The sequence below is a fragment of the Flavobacterium sp. RSSB_23 genome, assembly GCF_051547145.1.
Taxonomy (GTDB): domain Bacteria; phylum Bacteroidota; class Bacteroidia; order Flavobacteriales; family Flavobacteriaceae; genus Flavobacterium.
Genome location: NZ_JBPTTO010000005.1, coordinates 155,729 through 179,232, shown reverse-complemented (window position 1 = coordinate 179,232; position 23,504 = coordinate 155,729). Strand labels below are relative to the sequence as shown.

Sequence of the window (23,504 nt, the reverse complement as noted above, 5' to 3'; positions counted from 1 at the left end):
ATTATTTTCTCCAAGATAAACCATATAACCACAAATTCGCAAATTATTTTATTGTACAATAAAAATGAAATTTGCGAATCTGAGGTAAAAATAAAGACTATTTCTAGTCAATGATATCAAAACCACAATACGGACGTAATACTTCTGGTATTACGATTCCTTCTGGAGTTTGGTAGTTTTCTAAAATTCCAGCCAAAACTCTAGGCAAAGCCAAAGAACTTCCGTTCAAGGTATGCGCCAATTGATTTTTGCCGTCTTTGTCTTTGAAACGTAATTTCAAACGGTTGGCTTGGAAGGTTTCAAAGTTAGACACTGATGAAATTTCTAACCAACGGTCTTGAGCAGTTGAAAACACTTCAAAATCATACGTCAATGCTGAAGTGAATCCCATATCTCCTCCGCACAAACGCAAAATTCGGTATGGTAATTTTAGCTCCTGCAAAATATTTTTCACATGTTCTACCATACCATCCAAAGCTTCGTATGATTTCTCTGGATGTTCGATACGAACAATTTCTACTTTATCAAATTGATGCAAACGGTTTAATCCACGTACGTGTGCTCCATAAGAACCTGCTTCACGACGGAAACAAGGAGTGTAAGCAGTACATAAAATTGGCAATTCGTTTTCACTTACAATAACATCTCTAAACAAATTGGTTACTGGAACTTCAGCAGTTGGAATCAAATACAAATCATCAACAGTAGCGTGGTACATTTGCCCTTCTTTATCTGGCAATTGACCTGTTCCGTAGCCTGAAGCTTCGTTTACCAAATGTGGTACTTGCATTTCCTTGTAACCTGCAGCTGTATTTTTATCTAAAAAATAATTGATTAAAGCACGTTGTAAGCGAGCTCCTTTTCCTTTGTAAACAGGGAATCCAGCTCCGGTGATTTTTACACCCAATTCAAAATCGATGATATCGTATTTTTTTACCAATTCCCAATGTGGCAAAGCGCCTTCGTGCAACGTAGGAATGTCGCCTTCTTGAAAAACGTTTAGGTTGTCATCTGCCGATTTTCCGTTCGGTACAATATCCGCTGGAAGGTTAGGTAAAGTATATAATTTTTGAGTCAATTCTTCGGCCAAAGCATCTGCTTTTTCTGCCAATTCCTTGCTTTTTTCTTTTAAAGAAACTGTTTTTTCTTTAAGAATAGCAGCTTTTGCTTTCTCGCCACTTTTCATCAAATCACCAATGTCTTTGGACAATTTATTAGATTCAGATAAAGTGTTGTCTAAAGCCACTTGAGTAGCGCGACGTTGTTCGTCTAGTTGTACCACTTCGTTTACAATGCTGTTAGCATCAATGTTTCTTTTGGCTAAAGCGTTGATTACTTTTTCTTGATTCTCTCTAATAAATGCGATTTGTAACATAGTTTTGTTTTTAACTCTTGTATTTATGGCTATTTGCGCCCACAAATTTAAGGAAATGTTTGATAAGTACTAGACAAAGTTTTAGGAAAAGGTTTTTCGATTTGGATTCATAGTTTGAGTACTTTATGTTATTCAAAATCAATGCGTTGAATTTTTCATATTGCGCTTAGTTTTTTTAGGACTTTTTATCTTTCCTAAAAAGCATATACTAATCATTTAGTGTTCTTTACTTATTTTGAAAGATTCAGAAAAAACATATTTTTGTCTAACTAATCAAAAAAAACTGTTATGGCAAAAAAACTCTTTTATCTCATTTTTTTCACAATGTGCTTTGGGATTTCTTTTTCTCAAACCAAAACAATACCTAATGTTAATATTTTAAATCTAAAAAATAGTGGAACCATTGTTAATGAGAATAAAGTATTTCATTATATTTTTTATGTAGTTGATGATAAAAAAGGAGGAGGCGTACTTACTTTTTTAGATGAAAATTTGGCTGAAGTAAAGCAACTTACTTTTGCCCTTGATAAAAACAACGAACTTTTAGAAGTAAAAGATAATGGAAGCGAAGTTATAACTAGTTTTTACAGTAAAGAGAAAACGAGTATTACTTTCAGTATTTATAATGGTGTAGGTGAATTAAAAGAAACCAAAGAGCTTTCCTATCCAAAAACGGTATTTATGCCTTATGTTTATAAAACAGCAGAACAAGTAGGAGAGTGGTTACTTACATATCCTGTTGAAAATAAAGGATTTTTGATTTCTGAAATTATCAAAAAGAAACGTTTTGGTTACGATTTACATTATATGAGTGATGATAAAAGTAAAAATTGGACCTTTCAATCTCCAGCGGACCATAATAATAGAAAATCGGCTTCTCCGTTGTTTGCTAATCAAGAGTTAGTGGTGCTTTTGGAAAAAGAATGGGGCTCTAATTATGACAAACAGCCTACATTTAAAGCCATTATTTTAGATATGAACACAGGGAAAGAATTATTTTCAGTAAGCCATAAATACGAAACAAAATCCAATTTTTACACCAATGCAACGGTGACTAAAAATGGAGAAATTATCCTTTTTGGCGAGAAATATGAATTAGGAAATGCTTATCCTGATAATGATTACAATACTGGATATTTTATGGAAAAATATTCAAAATCTGGGCAATTAATAGCTAGTAGTGAATTGGCTTTTGATAACGAAAAATTCAAAAAGGCTATAGGTTTTAATGACGGTCTTAAACAAAAAGAATTTGGTACAGTTTTTATCAATAAAGTATTCGAGAAGAATGGTAAAGTCTATGCCATAGGAGAATTAGCTAAAAGAGAAAAACAAGGGTTTACAGCAGCAGGGGCAGTAACCGCCTTTGCCTTTGGTTCACTAGGAAGTCAAAAATGGTCTTCGGTTTACAATCTTGAAAATCTTTTCTCAATTGAGTTCGATGAAAATTGCAACTACATAACTACTCAAAAATTAGAAAAAGAAACATCAGTTGGAGGCCTTAATTCGATGGTCGTTAGACCCTATTTCAACTTAAAACATATGGAATACGATGGGACATTGGATTATTTGTTTTCCACAAAAAATGATGCATCAGATTTGCTGTCATTTTTTTATATGAATCAAAAAACAACTGACAAAAAAATAAAATACAGTATAAAAAAAGGTGATTTACACAACGGAATCATTACTACTAATGATTACTCAGATATCACTTTGAATGCGACTGAAAAGTATTTTAAAGTAGTTCCTAGAAATACTGAAAGTGTTTTATTGATTAAATTTGATTATGAAAAAAAATCTCTTGGTTTAGAGGTGTTAAAAAAGAACTAATCTCGACGAAATATTAGGATTCGAACTTTATCTAACCACGATTTCATAAAAAAACCTTCTTTGGATTGTATTCAAAGAAGGTTTTCTTTTTTAAAGAATTGAAAGGAATTTAATTTTTAATTTTCTGTTCTAGAAGGACTTCTTTTTGAGGCGGAATTCGTTTTTTCAGAAACAAAATTTGGCCTAAGTGACTCGATTGATGCTCCATTACGTGAAACCAGCAATAATGGTTGGTCACTTCTTCTTTCATCACTTGTTGGTTGAACCAAGCATCATCTCTTTTCTTTAATTCTTCTATGGTTTTATTTCGTACCTCGTTATAAATGTCTAGATAATATTTAATCTCATGTCCTTTCCATTCGTCTCGACCTCCTTTGTCTAAGTCTAAGGCGGTGCCCCACTTAGCTTTTTCTTCGGGTGTAAAGTCTCTATTCTCAAAAGTAAGCACTTGATAATATTTTTCGGCAGCGGCCAAATGCATAATTAGTGAACCGATTCTATTGGCTTTTTCATCGTGCAAATAATCAATTTCGTATTGATTCATATTTTTTACAGTGCGTTCGACTCTGTCTTTCAAATCCTCAAGCATAGAAATCATAGCACCTATTTGAGGTGAAGCTCCTTCAATATTTCCTATTTTACCAGTTTCTTTAACTACAATTCCAGTACCTTCAAGAAGTAAACTCGTATTCCCAGCAGCGGCGCTTTTATCTAGTTTTGCGCTATATTCTTTCACTTTCCTAACCTTTCCTTTTTCAATTCCAAATTCCCATTTTTGAATTTCTCCATTTTTAAGAGGCATTTCAAAACCAGCATTCATAATAGTATAGGGTTCTAATACCCCTTTTGCATTTTCTATGAAAAGTTCGAATTTGTCAAAATAGAATTTACCGTTATAAGAACACAAGCCTCCAAAATTTAGCGCTTTTGAATTCTCATCAATGGTTCCTTCAATGGTATAAGATTGCCAAGAATTGGATTTGATGGGGCGGTCTCCCATATTGTCAAAGAAACCTGCTTCATCCGTTTTATTATCAACTCTTGACCAAATTCCAGCCCAAGCTTTCGGTTCGTTGCTTTCTACTTTGACCGATGCAACTACTTTGAATTTCTTTTTTGCTTTGGTTTGAATATCAATCGTTTGACGGAATGCCACCCAATCATTAGATATAGCTCCTTGTCCTTTTACTTGTGTGCTAACCACAATACACCAAAAGAGTACGTTTATTAATTTTCTCATTTTGCCATCATTAACATTAAACAACTGAAATACAATATTTTATAATAAATAATTAAATAAGAATGTAAAGATAATACTATTTTTTAAAGTGCCTAATTTATGATTAAATTCATACAGAAGATTTAATATAGTTGGTGTTATTACTATTGTCTTGTAGTTTTTAAACTACAATTAAAACATTAACTTTTTTTAACAAATGCAAGAGTCTCATAATAAATGTATTACAAATTTCAAAAAGTCAAAACATTATAAAAGGCTAAGATAGCAGGTTTAATAGTCTATTTTTGCCGCGAACTTTTAAACCATTACAATGAAAAAAATTCTTTTTTTAGCAGTTTTCTGCTTTTCAGCAATTAATGTTTTTGCACAAGCTCCTTTAGAAAATGGGAGAGTACAATTGAATGCCGGAATAGGAACTTCTGGTTGGGGAACTCCAGTTTATGTAGGTCTTGACTATGGTGTAGGTAGTAACTTTACAGTAGGTGGAGAATTGTCTTACCGCACGCACAATGAGCGTAATGCTGGGACATACTACGACTATTCTGTAACAGGTCTTGGTGCAAATGTTAACTATCACTTCAATAAAGTATTAAATATTCCTAGCCAATGGGATTTTTATGGTGGATTGGGATTGAACTATTATATTTTCAACTACGATGATAGAAATTATAGTGGTACCGAAGATTCAGATATTGGACTTGGTGTACAAATTGGAGGAAGGTATTTCTTCAATAAAAATTTCGGAATTAACATCGAAGGTGGCGGAGGTAACGCTACAAGTGGTGCCAAAATTGGAATCACTTATAAATTCTAATTGCTATTAAACAATTTTATAAAAAGCCATTCATTACGAATGGCTTTTTTGGTATTATGACCTTTTGATTTCGTGACCTACAAATTCTTCTAGAACAGCAAACATTTCATCTACTGTAAGTATTTCGGTGTCAGGATGGTTTTTTAAAAAATGGGCATTTAAGGCTACTAAGTTTTCTTCTATTTCAAAAAAAGTGTCATTGTTGAGTAGGTCTCTAATTGGATTTACGCCTTCTAGTTTGCTTTTGAAGAATTTTTCGCGCTTTACGCTACTCATTAATTGTACTTTTTTGCATTGCTGTTGAAACAGTGCTAAATGATTGTGAGCACCTAATAATTGCAGGCCTTCCTCAATAAGTTCGTTTAATTCTATATTCCATCGCGAATTGTAGACAAATTGAGCAAAATTTCCTTCGGTATATTGTGAAGTATAATAATCTAAATAATAGCTCATTAAGGCGTCTTCGTGAATTAAATCGTCATCGATATTTTCTTCTCTCATTAAATTGATTACCGAAATATTGGAGTTTACAACGTCTTGAGGGTTTTCGCTTGCTGCAGCGGTTTTTGAAATAATGATTTTACCGAATTCCATATGGATTAGTTTTTAAAGCGATTGAAGGTAATTTTCGGGTAAAAAGTTGATTTTGAATGTAATTAAAATTCATCATTTAATTGATGTGATTACTATCCGATTCGTCTGTTCTTTTTTGGGCATTCATTTTGGCCACCAAAGCTTTCAGTCGCAAGGCTTTTTCCCTTTTCTCTTCTTGCAATTTAGCTTTCTTCCGATTGAGTAATTTGGTGTGCAACGCCTTGTTTTTGGTGTTTTTTTCAGGTCCCTTAGCCATAACCTTAGGTGTTTATGAATCTAATTTTTTTTTCATTGGAGGTAAATCAAATGCTTTAGATTCGCCTTCAAAATTATTGCGGTGGGAACCATCACAAAAAGGTTTATTCGAAGACAAGCCACATCGGCATAAACCTAAAGCAGTTCTTCCTTCTAGTCCGTATACATTTCCGTCTTGATCTACTATTTCAAAATCCCCTTCAATTTTTATAGATCCGTTTTTGTTGATTGTTAGTTTCGTCTTGCTCATAATTTGTTTTGTTTTGGCTTCAAAGGTCATAAAATTAAAATTGTTTTTCGGTTTTCAAATCTTCTTTTTTATAGAAGTACGGACAAGTCGTGACTTGTCCCTGTGTCCCTATCATAAAAAATCTTATTTTTGCAGGCAATAAAACAGAATAAAGATGCAGAATCCAAAAAGATATACCATTACAGCAGCATTACCTTATACCAACGGACCCATTCATATTGGGCATTTGGCGGGAGTTTACGTGCCTTCGGACATTTATTCTCGCTATTTGCGTTTGCAAGGAAGGGATGTGGTGTTTGTTTGTGGAAGTGATGAACATGGAGTGGCTATTTCGATGAAAGCCAAAAAAGAAGGCATTACACCTCAAGAAGTAATTGATAAATACGATGGAATCATTAGGAAATCATTTGCTGATTTCGGAATTTCATTTGATAATTATTCTAGAACTTCGGCTGAAATTCATCACAAAACGGCTTCTGAATTCTTCAAAAAATTATACGACAAAGGTGATTTTATCGAAGAAATTACCGAACAATTATACGATGCCAAAGCCAATCAGTTTTTGGCCGATCGTTTTGTAGTAGGTACTTGTCCAAAATGTGGTAACGAGGAAGCCTACGGAGATCAATGCGAAAAATGTGGTTCTACATTAAACGCTACCGACTTAATCAATCCTAAATCAACCATCACGGGAGAAACGCCTGTTTTGAAATCGACCAAACACTGGTTCTTGCCTTTAGATCGTTACGATGCCTTCTTGAGAGAATGGATTTTGGAAGGTCATAAAAATGATTGGAAACCTAATGTGTACGGTCAAGTAAAATCTTGGATTGACGGCGGATTAGAGCCTCGTGCAGTAACTCGTGACCTAGACTGGGGAATTGATGTTCCTGTAGAAGGTGCCGAAGGGAAAAAATTATACGTTTGGTTTGATGCCCCAATTGGTTACATTTCGTCTACCAAAGAATGGGCTGCCAGAGAAGGTAAAGATTGGGAACCTTACTGGAAAGACAAAGACACCAAATTGGTACATTTTATTGGAAAAGATAACATTGTTTTTCACTGTGTGATTTTCCCAGCGATGTTGAAAGCAGAAGGTAGTTTTATCTTACCAGATAATGTTCCAGCAAACGAATTCCTAAACTTAGAGGGGAATAAATTATCGACTTCTAAAAATTGGGCGGTTTGGTTGCACGAATATTTAGAAGAATTCCCTAATCAGCAGGATGTGTTGCGCTATGCCTTGACTTCGAATGCTCCAGAAACCAAAGACAACGATTTTACATGGAAAGATTTTCAAGCTAGAAACAACAACGAATTGGTGGCTATTTTTGGAAATTTCATCAATCGTGTGGTGGTTTTGACTAATAAATATTACAACGGAATTGTTCCAACACCTAATGAATTGTCCGAAGTAGATGAACAAACTTTAGAAGAATTGAAAGCTTATCCAGCGGTGATTTCGAGTTCTATCGAAAGATACCGTTTTAGAGAAGCCTTGGGCGAAATGATGAATGTAGCGCGTTTAGGAAATAAATATTTGGCGGATGAAGAGCCTTGGAAAATGGTCAAAACCGATGCAGAGCGTACCAAAACCCAAATGTATGTAGCCTTGCAAATTGCAGCTGCTTTGAGTTCGCTTTGTGAGCCTTTCTTACCGTTTACGTCTCAAAAATTGTTACGTATGTTGAACATCGATGTCAATAATTGGAATTTGGAATTTGACAATTGGACGTTGTTACCAGCAGGTCACCAAATTGGAGAAGCCGAATTGCTTTTCTCTAAAATTGAAGACGAAGCCATTCAAAAACAAATCGACAAATTAGAAGCTACGAAAACGGCTAATAGTGCTGAAAATAAAAAAGCAGAACCTCAGAAAGAATTGATTCAGTTTGAAGATTTTGCCAAAATGGATATTCGTGTAGGAACTATTTTGGAAGCCGAAAAAATGCCAAAAGCGAATAAATTATTGATTCTAAAAGTAGATACTGGAATTGACGTTCGCACCATCGTTTCAGGAATTGCAGAGAGTTTTAAACCTGAAGATATTATTGGAAAACGCGTAACTGTTTTAGTAAACTTAGCACCAAGAAATTTGCGTGGCGTAGAAAGCCAAGGTATGATTTTGATGACCACCAATGCAGAAGGGAAATTGGTTTTTGTGAATCCAGATGCGGAGGGTGTAAGTAATGGTGAAACGATAAATTAATTAGCAGTAACTATAACAAAACTTTATAATTCGTTCTTATAATTTTTTGGCAAACTTTGTAACTTTGCGCCTTAATTCAGTTAACTAAAAATAAAAAATATGTATCCACAAGATATGGTTTTACCAATGCAAGCAGAATTAACTGCTGCTGGTTTCCAAGATTTACATAATGCAGCAGAAGTAGATGCTGCTATAAAAGCAGAAGGAACAACCTTAGTAGTTGTGAATTCTGTATGTGGATGTGCTGCAAGAAATGCACGTCCAGGAGCAAAAATGAGTTTAGATGGTGCAAAAAAACCAGACCATTTAATTACTGTTTTCGCTGGTGTTGACAAAGAAGCGGTTGATGCTGCAAGACAACATATGTTTCCTTTTCCTCCATCATCGCCTTCTATGGCTTTGTTCAAAAACGGAGAATTAGTGCATATGTTAGAGCGTCATCACATCGAAGGTCGTCCAGCAGAAATGATTGCAGACAACTTGAAAGATGCTTTTAACGAATACTGCTAATCGTATCAATTTATAGAGCATAAAAAAACATCCTTATTCGGATGTTTTTTTATGCTCTATATTTTTAATTCCAACCTCCGCCTAAGGCTTTGTATAGCTGAACCATAGCGGTCAATTGACGTTGTGACAATTGTGACAAACTAATTTCGGCGTCAAATAAAGAACGTTGCACATCCAAAACTTCCAGATAAGAAACATAACCATTGTAGTAACGTGCATAGGATAACTCATAATTCTTTTTTGCCGCAGCAACTTGACGGCTTCTCGCTTCAAATTCTTCCTTAAAGGTGGTAACGTTTTGAATAGCGTTTTCTACTTCACCAATCGCAACGAGATAGGTTTTTTGATAATTGAGTTTGGATTGCTCAGCGATTTGACGGTTAATTTCTACACGTCTTCTGTTTTTTCCAAATTGAAAAATAGGTCCGACAACTCCAGCTGAAGCATTTTGATTATAGGAACCACTATCGAATAAATCACCCACTTTTGCGCTAGCAAATCCTGCAAAAGCCGCAATGTTGAATGAAGGAAAACGCATTGCTTGCGCTACTCCAATACGCTCGTGAGCGGCTATGTATTGTAACTCGGCTCTTTTTACATCAGGTCTGTTTTGTAGCAAAGACGAGGGAATAGACAAAGGCAAATTGGTAACCATCAATTGCTCTTTGTTGGATTTTCCTCTTTCTATCGGTGCTGGCATTTGTCCAATCAAAATAGAAATCGTGTTTTCTAAAACGGTGATTTGTCTTTTGATATTTGGAATGGCTGCTTCGGCAATAGCAACTTGTTGTTCAATTTGCACTTTATCCAATTCTGAAGTATAGCCACTTTTAAAACGGTCGGTAATGATTACATAGGAATCCTGACGTGTCTTCAACGTTTGTTTTGTGATTTCTAGTTGATTGTCTAAATCCCTTAACTGAAAATAAGCGGTGGCAATATCACTTACTAATCCTGCCATTACAGTCTTTCTCGCTTCCTCGGTAGCCAAAAGTTCATTTTGAACGGCTCTATTTTCGTGTCTTAGTTTTCCCCAAAAATCAATCTCCCAAGACATATTTGCTACCATAGTTGATGGCTGAAAAATAGTTTCGGCTGTATTTACACCCCCTGAATATTGAAAAGTGGGCAATACATTGGCTTTGGTAAAACCTAAATTGGCTTTGGCTTGGTCCAATCTTGAAATGGCAATTTTTAAATCATAGTTGTTTTGAATTCCTTTGGTAATCAAGCCTTTTAAAACCTCATCATTAAAGATATCAAACCATTTTACATTTATGATTGAGGCGGTAGTATCTGCCGTTTGGGACAATCGATATTGATTGGCTTCTTGCAGTTCTGGTGCTTTATATTTTGGCCCTACCAAACAACTTATTGGCAAAAAAGATAGGGTAACCAATAGCAGTATTATTTTATATTTATTCCTCATGGCTGGTAGCTTTTGTAGGTTCGACATTTGATTCGGAAGTCTTCTTTTTTCCGAAACCTTCAATAAACACAAATAAAACGGGAATAAAACAAACTCCTAAAATGGTCGCTACAAGCATTCCGCTAAACACGGTCATTCCCATTACTTTTCGCGCTTGAGCTCCCGCTCCTGAAGCCGTTAACAATGGCACCACCCCAAGAATGAAAGCAAATGCCGTCATTAAAATTGGCCTAAAACGCAATTTGGCTGCTGTCAAAGCAGCTTCCACTAAGGGCACTCCTTTCTCATATTCAGCTTTCGCAAATTCGACAATCAGAATGGCATTTTTGGCTGCCAGTCCAATGAGCATTACCAATCCAATTTGAGCAAAAACATTGTTTACATAATCGGGACTAAATAACTTACACAAATACAATCCCAAGAAGGCACCAAAAACAGCAAATGGCGTTCCTAAAAGCACACTAAATGGAAGTTTCCAACTTTCGTATTGAGCGGCCAATATCAAGAACACAAACAAAATAGCCATAATAAAAACCGTGGCTCCTTTTCCTTCAGCTTGCTTTTCTTGATAACTCATCGCTGACCATTCGTAGCCCATATCCGCAGGAAGAATTTTCTCGGCAGTTTCTTGCAACGCATGACGTGCTTCGGCAGAAGTATAACCCTCAGCTGGTGTTCCTCCTATTTCAGCAGCGCGGTACAAATTGAAACGAGTAGTAAACTCGGGGCCACTTTCTTTTTTTATGGTAGCAATACTCGAAATTGGAATCATAATATTATCTCTGTTACGAACAAAGATTTTGTTGATGTCCTCTGGATTCAAGGTGAAACTAGGAGCCGCCTGAATCAAAACGATGTATTGTCGTCCAAATCTGTTGAACTCATTTACGTATTGCCCTCCCAAACTGGCTCCAATGGCCATATTCACATCCGATAGTGATAAATTAAGTTCTGTTACTTTTTCTCGGTCAATATCCAAGCTAATCTGAGGAACATTGGGGTTAAACGTGGTTCGAACACTACCTATTTCAGGACGTTTTCTAGCTTCAGCCATAAAACGTTGTGCATTTTCAAACAAATATTGAGGTGTTTTTCCTCCCTTATCTTGTAACATAATGGTAAATCCAGCCGCATTACCAATTCCCGTAATAGGCGGCGGACCAAATGCAAAAGCAGTAGCTTCTGGTACGGCATAAACTAATTTTCCATTTAACTCTTTTATGATTTGAAATACATCTTGCTCTCGTTCTTTCCATTCTTTCAACGAGATAAAGAAAAAACCATTGTTCGTTGCCATAGAGTTTTTCAACAAACTAAATCCTGCTACTGTGGTGTAATATTCGATTCCTTCTGTTTTTCCCAAAATGGCTTCGATTTTTTTACAAACCGCTTCAGTACGATGCAAAGAAGAAGCGCCTGGTAATTCAACATTGATAAACATATACCCTTGGTCTTCCTCAGGTACAAAGCCACCAGGAATTTTACTGCCGAGCAACATTATCGCTCCAACAATTATTCCTATAAAAATAAAACTACGAACAGTCTTTTTGATTAAATAGCCTGTAAAGCCAGTATATTTGCCTGTAAAAGCATCAAATTTTTGATTGAATGCCTTGAAAAAACGTCCTAACCAACCAGTAGCTTCTTGATTGGGTTTTAACAAAATAGAACACAAAGCGGGACTTAAAGTTAAAGCACTTATGGCTGAAAATACCACAGAAATAGCAATTGTGATTGCAAATTGTTGGTACAAACGACCTGTAATTCCGGGTGTCATCGCCACTGGGATAAAAACAGCTGTCAATACCACCGCGATAGCTACTACAGGTCCCGAAACTTCTTTCATAGCGCGATTTGTTGCTTCTCTTGGTGACAATCCGTGCTCTATATGATGCATTACGGCTTCGACTACAACAATGGCATCATCGACTACAATTCCTATCGCTAATACCAAACCTAACAAGGAAAGTACATTCACAGAAAATCCTAAAAGCGGGAACAACATAAATACCCCAATTAAAGAAACGGGTACTGTAAGCAAAGGAATAATCGTCGCTCTCCAATTTTGCAAAAAGATAAACACCACTATAATTACCAAAACGATAGCTTCTAATAGCGTGTGCATAATTTCGTTTATCCCTTCGGTAATGGCTAAAGTAGTATCAAGAGATGTAGTATATTTAAGGTCTTGCGGAAACTTTTTGCTCAGTTCGTCCATTACGCGTTTTGATTCCGCTGCTACTTCGAGCGCATTGGAACCTGGCATTTGTTTTACACCGATAGTTCCTGCTGGTTTTCCATTCAATCCACCTTTTGACGCATAGCTTTCAGTACCAAGAGCAACAGTAGCAACATCTTTTAATCGGACTTGTTGGTTGCCAATATTCGATTTCAAAATGATGTTTTCAAAATCTTCAATGTCAATCAATCGGTCTTTTAAGGTAACGTTATAAGTAAATTCGTTTCCGTCTTCAGCCGGTGGTGCGCCAAACTTTCCACCGGGAGCAATTGAGTTTTGCTCTTTGATGGCACTCATAATATCCGGAATGGTCAATTTATATTTGGCCAAAATATCGGGTTTTACCCAAATTCGCATCGCATAATTACTCCCTCCAAAAATTACTACTTCACCAACACCCTTGATTCTTGAAAGCGCATCAACAATGTTGATATTAGCATAATTGGTTAAAAAATTAGAATCATAGGTATTATTTGGAGAATAAATAGAGAACAACAACAAAGGCATTGATAAGGATTTCTTGGTCGTTACCCCTGTGTTTTTCACATCAACTGGCAAGGTTGAAGTCGCTGATGCTACACGGTTTTGAGTCAACATTGTAGCATTATCCAAATCGGTTCCCATATCAAAAGTAACCGACAATGACATACTTCCATCACCGGTATTGGTAGATTGCATATACAGCATATTTTCTACCCCGTTTACTTTTTGTTCGATTGGAGTAGCTACGGCTTGCTCTACATTTAGCGCATTTGCTCCTCTATAACTCGTTTGAATTTGAACTATTGGAGGCGCTATTTCTGGGTACTGAGCAATTGGTGTGGAGAGAATCGAGAGCCCTCCAATAATTACCATAAAAATGGATAATACAATTGCAACGATGGGTCTTCTTACAAAAAAATTATCCATAACTATTGTACTTTTTTAGCTTCTGGTGAATAAGGAACTGGCGTAACTACTGAGCCAGGTTGAATGAACAAACTACCCACAATGGCCACTTTATCTCCCACATTTAAGCCTTTGTTGATTACCCAATCTTGACCCACTTTGGCACCAACCTCAACAATACGAACCTGAATTTTATTTTCATTATCAATAATTAAAACCTGATAAATACCTTGTAATTCGGTTACTGCTTTTTGTGGAATAGCAATCGCTCCTTTTTGATTTTGAATCAAAGCTCTAACTTTCGAAAATTGACCAGAGCGCAAATTATTGTCAGGATTAGGGAAAGTTGTTTCAATAGTCATTGTTCCTGTGGTAGGGTCGATTTTGGCGTCAGCAAAATTCAGAACTCCTTTGTAAGGATGAACACTACCATCAGACAATAGTAATTCAATATCATTTGAAGCACTATCCGAAGTTAGACTTTTCTTTTTACGATACTCTAAATATTCAGCTTCACTAATCGTGAATCGAACCCTTACTTTATCTAATCTAGAAACCGTATTTAGTTTAGAAGAATTCCCCATTCTGGAAATATAATCGCCAACTCTAGCATTGCTAATTCCTATCACACCATCTATTGGCGAAAGTATATTGCAATAACTACGTTCCAATTGTTGGTTACGCAATGAAGCTTGAGCACTTTCATAATTAGAACGTGCAGCCTTAGCTTTGGCAACAGCCGCATCCAATTCACGTTTACTAACGGCGTTCATATCAGCCAAAGGACGGATTCTTTTTAATTCTTCTTCTGCATTAGCCAGATTACTTTGAGAAGTGGCGACTTGTCCTTTTACTTGCTCTACTTTGGTTTCATATTCTAATGGGTCAATGGTATACAACAATTGTCCTTTTCGGACTCTTTCGCCTTCTTTAAAATGAATTCCTGTCAAAATTCCATCCACTCTAGCGGTTAATACAATATCTAAATCGCCAAAGGTTTGTGCGGCAAATTCCTTATAAATAGGAACATCTTTGGCAACAACAGTAATAAAAGGGGCTGGAATAGGCGGTGGTGCTTGTTTTTCTTCTTTTTTACAAGCACTAAACAGACTTAAAAAAACGATAAGTGACCAGAAAAAATTAGGTTTAGATGTGGTATCCATAATTTTTATGTTAAATGATTTCTAGTAAATTTAACAATTTTTCTAAAACCTTTTTATTTTTCTGATAAAAAAAACAAAAATAACACTGACTATCAAGAGTATACTATTTAGTCAAAAAAATATCAATAAAAAAGCGTTACATTTGCACCCGAATTCTTCCAATTAGAGTTCCTAATTTATTTCTCACTTAACGTTTATAGCATGCAACTGTATAACACCTTAAGCGCAGAAGAAAGAGCCGAGCTTATTGATCAAGCCGGAAAACAACGCCTCACGTTGTCTTTCTATGCGTATGCCAAAATTGAAGATCCCAAGAAATTTCGCGACGATTTATTTATCGAATGGAATAAACTCGATGCACTAGGTAGAACCTATGTAGCCAAAGAAGGAATCAACGCCCAAATGTCTGTCCCTGCCGAAAATTTAGAAGCTTTTCGCGAAACGCTAGAAGTTTATGAATTTATGCGTAACATTCGTTTGAATGTAGCCGTAGAACACGATGATCATTCGTTTTTGAAACTCACTGTAAAAGTGCGCGACAAAATTGTAGCCGACGGATTAAATGACGAAACCTTTGATGTAACTAATATTGGAGTACACCTCAAAGCTAAGGAATTCAACGAAATATTAGAAGATCCCAACACGATTGTAGTCGATTTTAGAAACCATTACGAGAGTGAAATTGGACATTTTAAAGGCGCGATTACTCCTGATGTGGAAACGTTTCGCGAATCGTTGCCTATCATCAACGAACAATTACAAGATTTTAAAGAAGATAAAAATCTGGTGATGTATTGCACTGGAGGAATTCGCTGCGAAAAAGCTTCGGCTTACTTCAAACACCAAGGTTTTAAAAACGTTTTCCAATTAGAAGGAGGCATCATCAATTACGCCAAGCAAATCAAAGAAGAAAATCTGGAGAGTAAATTTATCGGAAAGAATTTCGTTTTTGACCATCGTTTGGGTGAGCGCATCACAGACGACATCGTTTCGCAATGCCACCAATGCGGGAAACCTTGCGACAACCATACCAATTGCGAAAATGTAGGCTGTCATTTGTTGTTCATTCAATGTGACGAATGCAAAGAAGCCATGCAAAATTGTTGTTCTAACGAATGTTTAGACATCATCAACTTGCCATTAGTTGAGCAAGTAAAGTTGAGAAAAGGAAAACAAGTCGGTAACAAAGTCTTCCGAAAAGGAAAATCAGATAAATTACCCTTCAAACATTCTGGCGAGCTTTCGGATACACCATTGGCAGTTGCCACAACTCCAACCAAGATTCGTCAAAGAATCAAAATTAAAAAAACACTTTTAGGCAAAGCCGAACATTATTTTGTAAAAGCGCAAGTTGCTCTTTTCGTCATTGAAAATAATGAACTACAATTAGGCGATACCATTTTAATTTCGGGTCCAACTACAGGAAACGAACAACTTGTACTCGAAAAAATGTTAGTCAACGGCACCGAAAAAACGGTCGCACAACCTGGCGACAAAGTAACTTTTGAAGTGCCTTTTAGAGTACGTTTATCTGATAAATTGTATAAGATTTTAAAATAGTTTTTCGAAACTTTTACCCATCACCTTTGTCAAAGCTCTAAACTTTGACAAAGGTTCACTCTATAAAATAAATTAAACACAGATTTCACAAATTAATCCTTGAAAATCTGTGTCAAAACAATACATAATGACAACAAACAACAAAATAGAATTAATGGCGCCTGCTGGGAATTTCGAATCCTTGCAAGCCGCTTTAGATAATGGTTGCGACTCTGTATATTTTGGAGTAGAACAACTCAATATGCGTGCCCGCGCCTCGGTAAACTTCACTATGGATGATTTGGCCGAAATCGCCAAACGCTGTGAAGCCAAAAACGTACGCAGTTACTTGACCTTAAACACCATCATTTATGACCACGACTTATCTGTGGTCAAAACCTTAATCAATAAAGCCAAAGAAGCCAACATCACTGCGGTGATTGCTTCCGACCAAGCCGTAATTGCAATGGCTCGAAGCGTGGGGATGGAAGTTCATATTTCTACGCAATTGAATGTGACCAATATCGAAACCATCAAATTCTACAGTCTTTTTGCCGATACTATGGTGTTGAGTCGTGAATTGAGTTTACGTCAAGTAAAAAAAATCACCGAACAAATCGAAAAAGAACAAATCAAAGGGCCTAACGGGAATTTGGTTGAGATTGAAATCTTTGGTCACGGAGCGTTATGTATGGCCGTTTCGGGTAAATGCTATTTGAGTCTGCATTCGCATAACTCATCAGCCAACCGTGGTGCTTGCAAACAAAATTGCCGTAAAAAATATACCGTAATCGACCAAGAAACCGGTTTCGAAATCGAATTGGACAACGAATATATGATGTCGCCGAAAGATTTATGCACCCTAGATTTCCTAGACCAAGTTATCGATTCGGGCATTCAAGTCCTCAAAATCGAAGGTCGTGGTCGTGCTCCAGAATACGTAGCTACCGTAATCAAAACCTACCGCGAAGCCATTGATGCTTACTATGACGGGACGTTCTCCAAAGAAAAAATTGCAACGTGGATGGAGGCTTTGAACACCGTGTACAACCGCGGATTCTGGTCGGGTTATTATTTAGGACAAGAATTGGGCGAATGGAGCGATGTTTCAGGTTCTGTGGCTACGCAAAAGAAAGTGTATGTGGGCAAAGGCACCCATTTCTTCCCCAAAGCTGAAATTGGTCAATTCAAAATCGAAGCCTACGACATCAAAGTGGGCGATAAAATTTTGGTAACGGGTCCAAGCACTGGTGCACAAGAAATGATTATCGAGGAAATGTTTGTCAACGATATCTCGGCAGAGCGCGCTACCAAAGGAGACGATTGCACTCTCAAACTGCCTTTCAGAATCCGAATGTCCGACAAATTATATAAAATAGTAGAAGCCTAATGGTCATCATCACCCTGCAAAGAGACAAATGCATCGGTTGCAATTACTGCGTAGAAATGGCACCCGTGCAGTTTCAAATGTCCAAAAAAGACGGTAAATCGGTACTCATCAAAAGTGTCAATGCCAAAGGTTTTTACACCCTAAAATCACCCGACCACACCATCGTAGAAAGTTGCGAACTCGCCGCAAAGGCTTGTCCCGTAAAAATCATTTCGGTTAAAGAAACCTAACTTCTAGCTGATTTTTAGGAGCAGAAAGAATAGGCTTTTTTAAGGAACAATAGTCCCGCTGTACATTCTATCTTTCCCGCCGAACACCGGCGGCAAAGGATGCCATTCCCATCGGGGCTAAAGAGCCACAATCCGCTTCTTTATAAACAATCATAAAATAAAACAAACCATCACAATCCTTTTTGTGGTGGTTTTTATTTTTGCCCCAAACTTATATGTCCTTAAAATGTTTCAAGAACATAATCATTTTGGAATCACACATAAAATTGCAATTAAAACTTCTGCCTTCTCTTATCTTTTTTCTGCTAAATCCTTTTATTGTACTAGAATTTCTGTTGAGATTAAATCCAAGTGCCCACAAACCCCAATTATTTAGTATAATTTTAAGACGCATCCTTATTTTTTACCGTTGTAACATACAATTAAAAAATACTATCTTTACCGATTAAATTTTAGTAAGAACCCAAGTTGCTTTTTTGGCAACATCACAATATAATTATGGCTTGTACAAGTTGTTCAACTTCCGATGGTGGCGCACCAAAGGGGTGTAAAAATAATGGGACTTGCGGCACCGATAGCTGCAACAAATTAACCGTTTTTGATTGGCTTTCGAACATGAGTTTACCCAATGGCGAAGCGCCTTTTGACTGTGTCGAAGTACGTTTCAAAAACGGCAGAAAAGAATTTTACCGCAATACCGAAAAACTAACTTTAAGCATGGGAGACATCGTGGCAACGGTAGCTTCACCTGGTCACGATATCGGAATTGTAACGCTAACTGGCGAGTTGGTAAAAATTCAAATGAAGAAAAAAGGGGTCAATCCAAACGGAACCGATATTCCAAAAATCTATAGAAAAGCCTCTCAAAAGGACATCGATATTTGGTCTGCTGCTCGAGATAAAGAAGAACCAATGAAAGTTCGTGCACGTGAATTGGCGATTCAGCACAAATTAGAAATGAAAATTTCGGATATCGAATTTCAAGGCGATGGTTCCAAAGCAACTTTCTACTATACCGCCAACGACCGTGTGGATTTTAGAATGTTGATTAAGGATTTTGCCAAAGAATTCAGCACAAGAGTCGAGATGAAACAAGTAGGTTTCCGTCAAGAAGCCGCTCGTTTAGGAGGAATCGGTTCTTGCGGAAGAGAGCTATGTTGCTCGACTTGGTTGACTGATTTTAGAAGTGTGAATACTTCAGCAGCACGTTACCAACAGTTGTCTTTGAATCCACAAAAACTTGCAGGACAATGCGGAAAATTGAAATGTTGTTTGAATTATGAACTAGACACTTACATGGATGCTTTGAAACATTTTCCAAATTTCGACACCAAATTAGTGACCGAAAAAGGAGATGCTATCTGTCAAAAACAAGATATTTTCAAAGGCTTAATGTGGTTTGCTTACACGAATAATTTTGCCAATTGGCACGTGCTTAAAATTGAACAAGTTCACGAAATCATTGCCGAAAACAAACTAAAAAACAAAGTTTCGTCGTTAGAAGACTATGCTATAGAAGTGGTAGCTGAACCAGAGAAGAACTTTAATAACGCTATGGGACAAGAGAGTTTAACTCGTTTTGACCAACCCAAAGCCAAGAAAAGACCTTCGAAAAAACGCAAACCAAACGCTGGAGCAACGGCAAATGTAGCTGCCGCACCAGCTATAGCACCTAATAAACCTGCTGCTCAAAATGGCAACAAAAAAAGACCTCATAACAACAACAAAAATCGAGGCAATGCCAATGACAAAAAGCAAGGTAATGCTCCAACCAACGAACCAAGAAAACCTATAATTATTACTAAAAATGGGGATAAAAAATAGTTGCATCTTATTTGCTGTAGTCTTGCTCTTTTTGGCCTGCGACAAAAAAAGAGTTTTTGACGAATACAAAACAGTAGGCAGCGGTTGGAACAAAGACAGTATTGTTTCCTTCGATTTGCCTGCATTGGACTCCACGCAACAATACAATTTGTTTGTGAATTTGAGAGCCAATGACGATTATAAATTCAATAATATCTTTTTGATTGTGGCTATGGAACAAAAAAATGGCTTCACCAAAGTAGATACTTTAGAATACCAAATGGCCAACCCTGACGGGACTTTGTTAGGCAATGGCTTTACGGATTTAAAAGAAAGCAAACTTTTTTACAAAGAAAAAGTTAGATTTAAAGGACAATTCAAAGTATACATCAAACAAGCTTTGAGAGAAAACGGCAAAGTACCTGGTGTATCCAATTTGGATGGTATCACCGACGTAGGTTTTAGAATAGAAACAATAGAGTAACATTATGGCAGTTAGAAAAAATAACACATCGTCTAAAGCAATTGATAAAGACATCAATTACTATAAAAAGAAGTTTTGGAAAATCTACTTTTATGGTTTGGGTATTTTGGCTCTTTTCTTCCTTTTTGCTTCTTGGGGACTTTTTGGTTCAATGCCCTCTTTTGAAGATTTAGAAAATCCAGACTCTAATTTGGCTACCGAAATCATTTCCTCTGACGGAGTGGTTTTGGGAAAATATTTCCAAAAGAATCGTTCGCAATTGAAGTACTCGGATTTACCAAAAAACTTGGTAGATGCCTTGGTAGCTACCGAAGATGCTCGTTTTTATGAGCACTCTGGTATCGATGGTAGAGGAACTATGAGAGCTATTGTAAGTTTAGGAACCAGTGGTGGTGCTAGTACACTTACCCAACAATTGGCCAAACAATTATTTCACGGAGAAGGTTCGAAATTCCTACCTTTTCGTATCGTTCAAAAAATAAAAGAATGGATTATTGCCATTCGTTTGGAAAGACAGTACACCAAAAACGAAATCATTGCGATGTATTGTAACGTCTATGATTTCGGAAACAACTCTGTAGGTGTTAGTTCAGCAGCAAAAACCTATTTCTCCAAAGCTCCAAAAGATTTGACTATAGACGAATCGGCAATTTTGGTAGGAATGTTCAAAAACTCTGGACTTTACAACCCAATTCGCAATCCAGAAGGAGTAAAAAATCGCCGTAATGTGGTTTTGCACCAAATGGAAAAAGGAAAAATCATTACCGAACAACAAAAATTACAGTTACAAAGTTTACCCATAAAACTTAACTTCAAATTAGAAACTCACAAAGATGGTATTGCTACTTATTTTAGAGAATACCTAAGAGACTACATGAAGAAATGGGTAGAAGAAAACAAAAAACCTGACGGAACGGATTACGACATTTACAAAGACGGTCTAAAAATTTATACAACGATAGACTCCAGAATGCAAACTTATGCTGAAGAAGCAGTAGCGGCGCATATGGCGAACATGCAGGAGGAATTCTTTTTGCAACAAAAAGACAACAAAAATGCGCCTTTCGTAAACATTACCGAAGCTGAAACGCAACGTATTATGAACCAAGCAATGAAGACTTCAAACAGATGGAATGTCATGAAAGCTATGGAAAAAAGCGAAGACGAAATCATTGCTTCCTTCAAACAAAAAACAAAAATGAAGATTTTCTCTTGGAAAGGAGAAATAGATACAGTAATGACTCCAATGGATTCTATTCGTTATTACAAGCACTTCTTGCAATCTGGTTTAATGGCAATGGAGCCTCAAACCGGAAGCATCAAAGCTTGGGTGGGTGGAATCAATTATAAATATTTCCAATACGACCACGTAGGACAAGGCGCGAGACAAGTAGGGTCTACTTTCAAACCGTTTGTTTATGCAACCGCTATTGAACAATTGAACATGTCGCCGTGTGACTCTATCATTGATTCTCCTTTTATGATTCATAAAGGACGTCATCACGTTACCGAAGATTGGGAACCAAGAAACTCTGATAACAAATACCGAGGAATGGTTACCTTGAAACAAGCTTTGGCACATTCTATCAACACCATTTCAGCGAAATTAATTGACAAAGTAGGACCAGAAGCGGTTATTGAATTAACACATAAATTGGGTGTAAAATCAGAAATTATTACCCAACCTTCTATTGCTTTGGGAGCCGTTGAAATCACCGTTGAAGATATGGTGGCTGCTTACAGTACTTTTGCCAACCAAGGGGTTTATGTAAAACCACAGTTTTTAACCAAAATCGAAGATAAAAGCGGAGTGGTTATTTACGAGCCGATTCCTGAATCACACGATGTGTTGAATAAAGATATTGCTTTTGCAGTTATTAAATTACTAGAAGGTGTAACCGAAAGTGGTTCTGGAGCAAGATTAAGAACAGAAGGAGGAGGAGCAGGAGACCACCGTTGGACAGGCTATCCTTATATGTTTAGAAACCCTATCGCTGGAAAAACAGGAACATCTCAAAATCAATCCGATGGATGGTTTATGGGTATGGTACCGAATTTAGTTACAGGTGTTTGGGTGGGTTGTGAAGACCGCTCTGCTCGATTCAAAAGTTTAACTTATGGTCAAGGGGCAGCATCAGCATTGCCAGTTTGGGGGTATTTTATGAAAAAATGTTATGAGGACCCTAGTTTACAAGTTTCCAAAGAACCTTTTGAACGACCCGCCAATCTTTCTATTAAAGTAGATTGTTACACTCCAAGAAGAGCCGTTGTGGTTGACACTACCGCCACCGAACAAACTACCGAGGAATTCGAACTTTAAAAATTCAATAGCCATAACGACAACTTTTTAACTGTCGTTATGGCTTCTTTTTTTCAGAAAACGATACTTTTAAATTTAATATTCGCAATCGATTTCGTAATTGCTTTTTTTTGAAGTATTTTAGCGGTTGCGATGAAATTTCTATTATTAAAGAGATTTTACATCGCTGTTTTATTGAATAAATACATTATCCCTAAAATAAATTTTACATATATGATAAACAAAACGGTTTCCAATGTTCAAGATGCCCTTCAAGGTATCGAAAACGGAATGACACTGATGTTAGGTGGCTTTGGCCTTTGTGGAATACCTGAAAACTCAATCGCAGCTTTAGTTCAAAAAGGCGTAAATGAATTAACGTGTATTTCAAACAACGCTGGTGTAGATGATTTTGGACTTGGTTTGCTTTTACAAAAAAAACAAATCAAAAAAATGATTTCTTCTTACGTGGGAGAGAATGCAGAATTTGAACGCCAAATGCTTTCTGGCGAACTCGAAGTAGATTTGATTCCTCAGGGTACTTTAGCTGAACGTTGTCGTGCGGCTCAAGCTGGAATTCCTGCTTTTTTTACTCCAGCTGGTTATGGAACTGAAGTAGCCGAAGGCAAAGAAGTACGTGAATTCAATGGAAAAATGCACATTATGGAAGAAGCTTTCAAAGCCGATTTTGCGATTGTGAAAGCTTGGAAAGGCGACACTGCTGGAAATTTAATCTTCAAAGGAACAGCCAGAAATTTTAATCCGTGTATGTGTGGTGCTGCAAAAATTACTATTGCCGAAGTAGAAGAATTAGTCGAAGCTGGAACTTTGGACCCAAATCAAGTTCACATTCCTGGAATTTTAGTTCAACGTATTTTTCAAGGAGAGAAATATGAAAAACGAATAGAGCAAAGAACGGTAAGGAAAAGATAGTGTTCAGAGGTAAGTTTTTCAGTATTC

19 protein-coding genes are annotated in these 23,504 nt (G+C 36.8%); 11 read left to right on the top strand and 8 right to left on the bottom strand.

Annotated features, from left to right (window positions below):
• Nucleotides 1-103: 103 nt before the first annotated feature.
• Entirely contained in the window at nt 104-1,375 is a 1,272-nt protein-coding gene (gene serS, locus ACSVH9_RS10195) for a serine--tRNA ligase (RefSeq protein ID WP_438063627.1), read from the bottom strand.
• Nucleotides 1,376-1,663: 288 nt separating this feature from the next.
• Here serS and ACSVH9_RS10190 point away from each other — a divergent pair, with 288 nt between their 5' ends.
• On the top strand, nt 1,664-3,208 hold the full coding sequence (locus tag ACSVH9_RS10190; protein ID WP_438063626.1) for a DUF6770 family protein: 1,545 nt from the start codon (nt 1,664-1,666) through the stop codon (nt 3,206-3,208).
• A 109-nt stretch (nt 3,209-3,317) separates the two neighbouring features.
• Here ACSVH9_RS10190 and ACSVH9_RS10185 read toward each other — a convergent pair whose 3' ends face one another.
• Nucleotides 3,318-4,448, bottom strand: a complete 1,131-nt coding sequence (locus tag ACSVH9_RS10185; RefSeq protein ID WP_438063625.1) for a DinB family protein — start codon at nt 4,446-4,448, stop codon at nt 3,318-3,320.
• 310 nt (nt 4,449-4,758) lie between these two features.
• Here ACSVH9_RS10185 and ACSVH9_RS10180 point away from each other — a divergent pair, with 310 nt between their 5' ends.
• The gene (locus ACSVH9_RS10180) at nt 4,759-5,262 is read left to right on the top strand and encodes an outer membrane beta-barrel protein (RefSeq protein ID WP_438063624.1); all 504 of its coding nucleotides are present in this window, start codon (nt 4,759-4,761) and stop codon (nt 5,260-5,262) included.
• Nucleotides 5,263-5,316: 54 nt separating this feature from the next.
• On the opposite strand, the gene ACSVH9_RS10175 is transcribed toward ACSVH9_RS10180, so the two are convergent.
• The 3 genes from ACSVH9_RS10175 to ACSVH9_RS10165 form a co-directional block, all read right to left on the bottom strand.
• Nucleotides 5,317-5,856, bottom strand: coding sequence for a DMP19 family protein (locus tag ACSVH9_RS10175; protein ID WP_438063623.1), 540 nt, complete (start codon nt 5,854-5,856; stop codon nt 5,317-5,319).
• Between the two features lie 76 nt (nt 5,857-5,932).
• The gene (locus ACSVH9_RS10170; RefSeq protein ID WP_438063622.1) at nt 5,933-6,112 is read right to left on the bottom strand and encodes a hypothetical protein; all 180 of its coding nucleotides are present in this window, start codon (nt 6,110-6,112) and stop codon (nt 5,933-5,935) included.
• Between the two features lie 12 nt (nt 6,113-6,124).
• On the bottom strand, nt 6,125-6,361 hold the full coding sequence (locus ACSVH9_RS10165) for a CDGSH iron-sulfur domain-containing protein (protein WP_438063621.1): 237 nt from the start codon (nt 6,359-6,361) through the stop codon (nt 6,125-6,127).
• A gap of 154 nt (nt 6,362-6,515) precedes the next feature.
• On the opposite strand from ACSVH9_RS10165, the gene metG reads away from it, so the two are divergent.
• Together metG and ACSVH9_RS10155 are read left to right on the top strand one after the other, a co-directional pair.
• Entirely contained in the window at nt 6,516-8,570 is a 2,055-nt protein-coding gene (gene metG, locus ACSVH9_RS10160) for a methionine--tRNA ligase (RefSeq protein ID WP_438063620.1), read from the top strand.
• Between the two features lie 99 nt (nt 8,571-8,669).
• The gene (locus ACSVH9_RS10155) at nt 8,670-9,080 is read left to right on the top strand and encodes a BrxA/BrxB family bacilliredoxin (protein ID WP_159689320.1); all 411 of its coding nucleotides are present in this window, start codon (nt 8,670-8,672) and stop codon (nt 9,078-9,080) included.
• 64 nt (nt 9,081-9,144) lie between these two features.
• Here ACSVH9_RS10155 and ACSVH9_RS10150 read toward each other — a convergent pair whose 3' ends face one another.
• From ACSVH9_RS10150 to ACSVH9_RS10140, 3 genes are read right to left on the bottom strand one after another with little or no spacing between them, the layout of a single operon-like run.
• A complete protein-coding gene (locus ACSVH9_RS10150; protein WP_438063619.1) occupies nt 9,145-10,509 on the bottom strand; it encodes an efflux transporter outer membrane subunit in 1,365 nt (454 codons plus the stop codon).
• The gene (locus tag ACSVH9_RS10145) at nt 10,499-13,657 is read right to left on the bottom strand and encodes an efflux RND transporter permease subunit (protein WP_438063618.1); all 3,159 of its coding nucleotides are present in this window, start codon (nt 13,655-13,657) and stop codon (nt 10,499-10,501) included. Before ACSVH9_RS10145 ends, ACSVH9_RS10150 begins: the two co-directional genes overlap by 11 nt.
• A gap of 2 nt (nt 13,658-13,659) precedes the next feature.
• Entirely contained in the window at nt 13,660-14,799 is a 1,140-nt protein-coding gene (locus ACSVH9_RS10140) for an efflux RND transporter periplasmic adaptor subunit (protein WP_438063617.1), read from the bottom strand.
• Between the two features lie 201 nt (nt 14,800-15,000).
• On the opposite strand from ACSVH9_RS10140, the gene trhO reads away from it, so the two are divergent.
• The 7 genes from trhO to ACSVH9_RS10105 all read left to right on the top strand — a co-directional run bounded on the left by trhO (nt 15,001) and on the right by ACSVH9_RS10105 (nt 23,477).
• Nucleotides 15,001-16,359: an oxygen-dependent tRNA uridine(34) hydroxylase TrhO gene (gene trhO / locus ACSVH9_RS10135; RefSeq protein ID WP_438063616.1), complete on the top strand. Its 1,359-nt coding sequence runs from the start codon at nt 15,001-15,003 to the stop codon at nt 16,357-16,359.
• Nucleotides 16,360-16,486: 127 nt separating this feature from the next.
• Nucleotides 16,487-17,728, top strand: coding sequence for a peptidase U32 family protein (locus ACSVH9_RS10130; protein WP_438063615.1), 1,242 nt, complete (start codon nt 16,487-16,489; stop codon nt 17,726-17,728).
• Nucleotides 17,728-17,958, top strand: a complete 231-nt coding sequence (locus ACSVH9_RS10125) for a ferredoxin (RefSeq protein ID WP_024980634.1) — start codon at nt 17,728-17,730, stop codon at nt 17,956-17,958. Before ACSVH9_RS10130 ends, ACSVH9_RS10125 begins: the two co-directional genes overlap by 1 nt.
• A gap of 498 nt (nt 17,959-18,456) precedes the next feature.
• Nucleotides 18,457-19,782, top strand: coding sequence for a PSP1 domain-containing protein (locus tag ACSVH9_RS10120; RefSeq protein ID WP_438063614.1), 1,326 nt, complete (start codon nt 18,457-18,459; stop codon nt 19,780-19,782).
• On the top strand, nt 19,766-20,245 hold the full coding sequence (locus tag ACSVH9_RS10115; protein WP_438063613.1) for a gliding motility lipoprotein GldH: 480 nt from the start codon (nt 19,766-19,768) through the stop codon (nt 20,243-20,245). Before ACSVH9_RS10120 ends, ACSVH9_RS10115 begins: the two co-directional genes overlap by 17 nt.
• A 4-nt stretch (nt 20,246-20,249) precedes the next feature.
• Nucleotides 20,250-22,565, top strand: a complete 2,316-nt coding sequence (locus ACSVH9_RS10110; RefSeq protein ID WP_438063612.1) for a penicillin-binding protein 1A — start codon at nt 20,250-20,252, stop codon at nt 22,563-22,565.
• Nucleotides 22,566-22,778: 213 nt separating this feature from the next.
• The gene (locus ACSVH9_RS10105; protein WP_438063611.1) at nt 22,779-23,477 is read left to right on the top strand and encodes a CoA transferase subunit A; all 699 of its coding nucleotides are present in this window, start codon (nt 22,779-22,781) and stop codon (nt 23,475-23,477) included.
• The last annotated feature ends 27 nt before the right edge of the window (nt 23,478-23,504 follow it).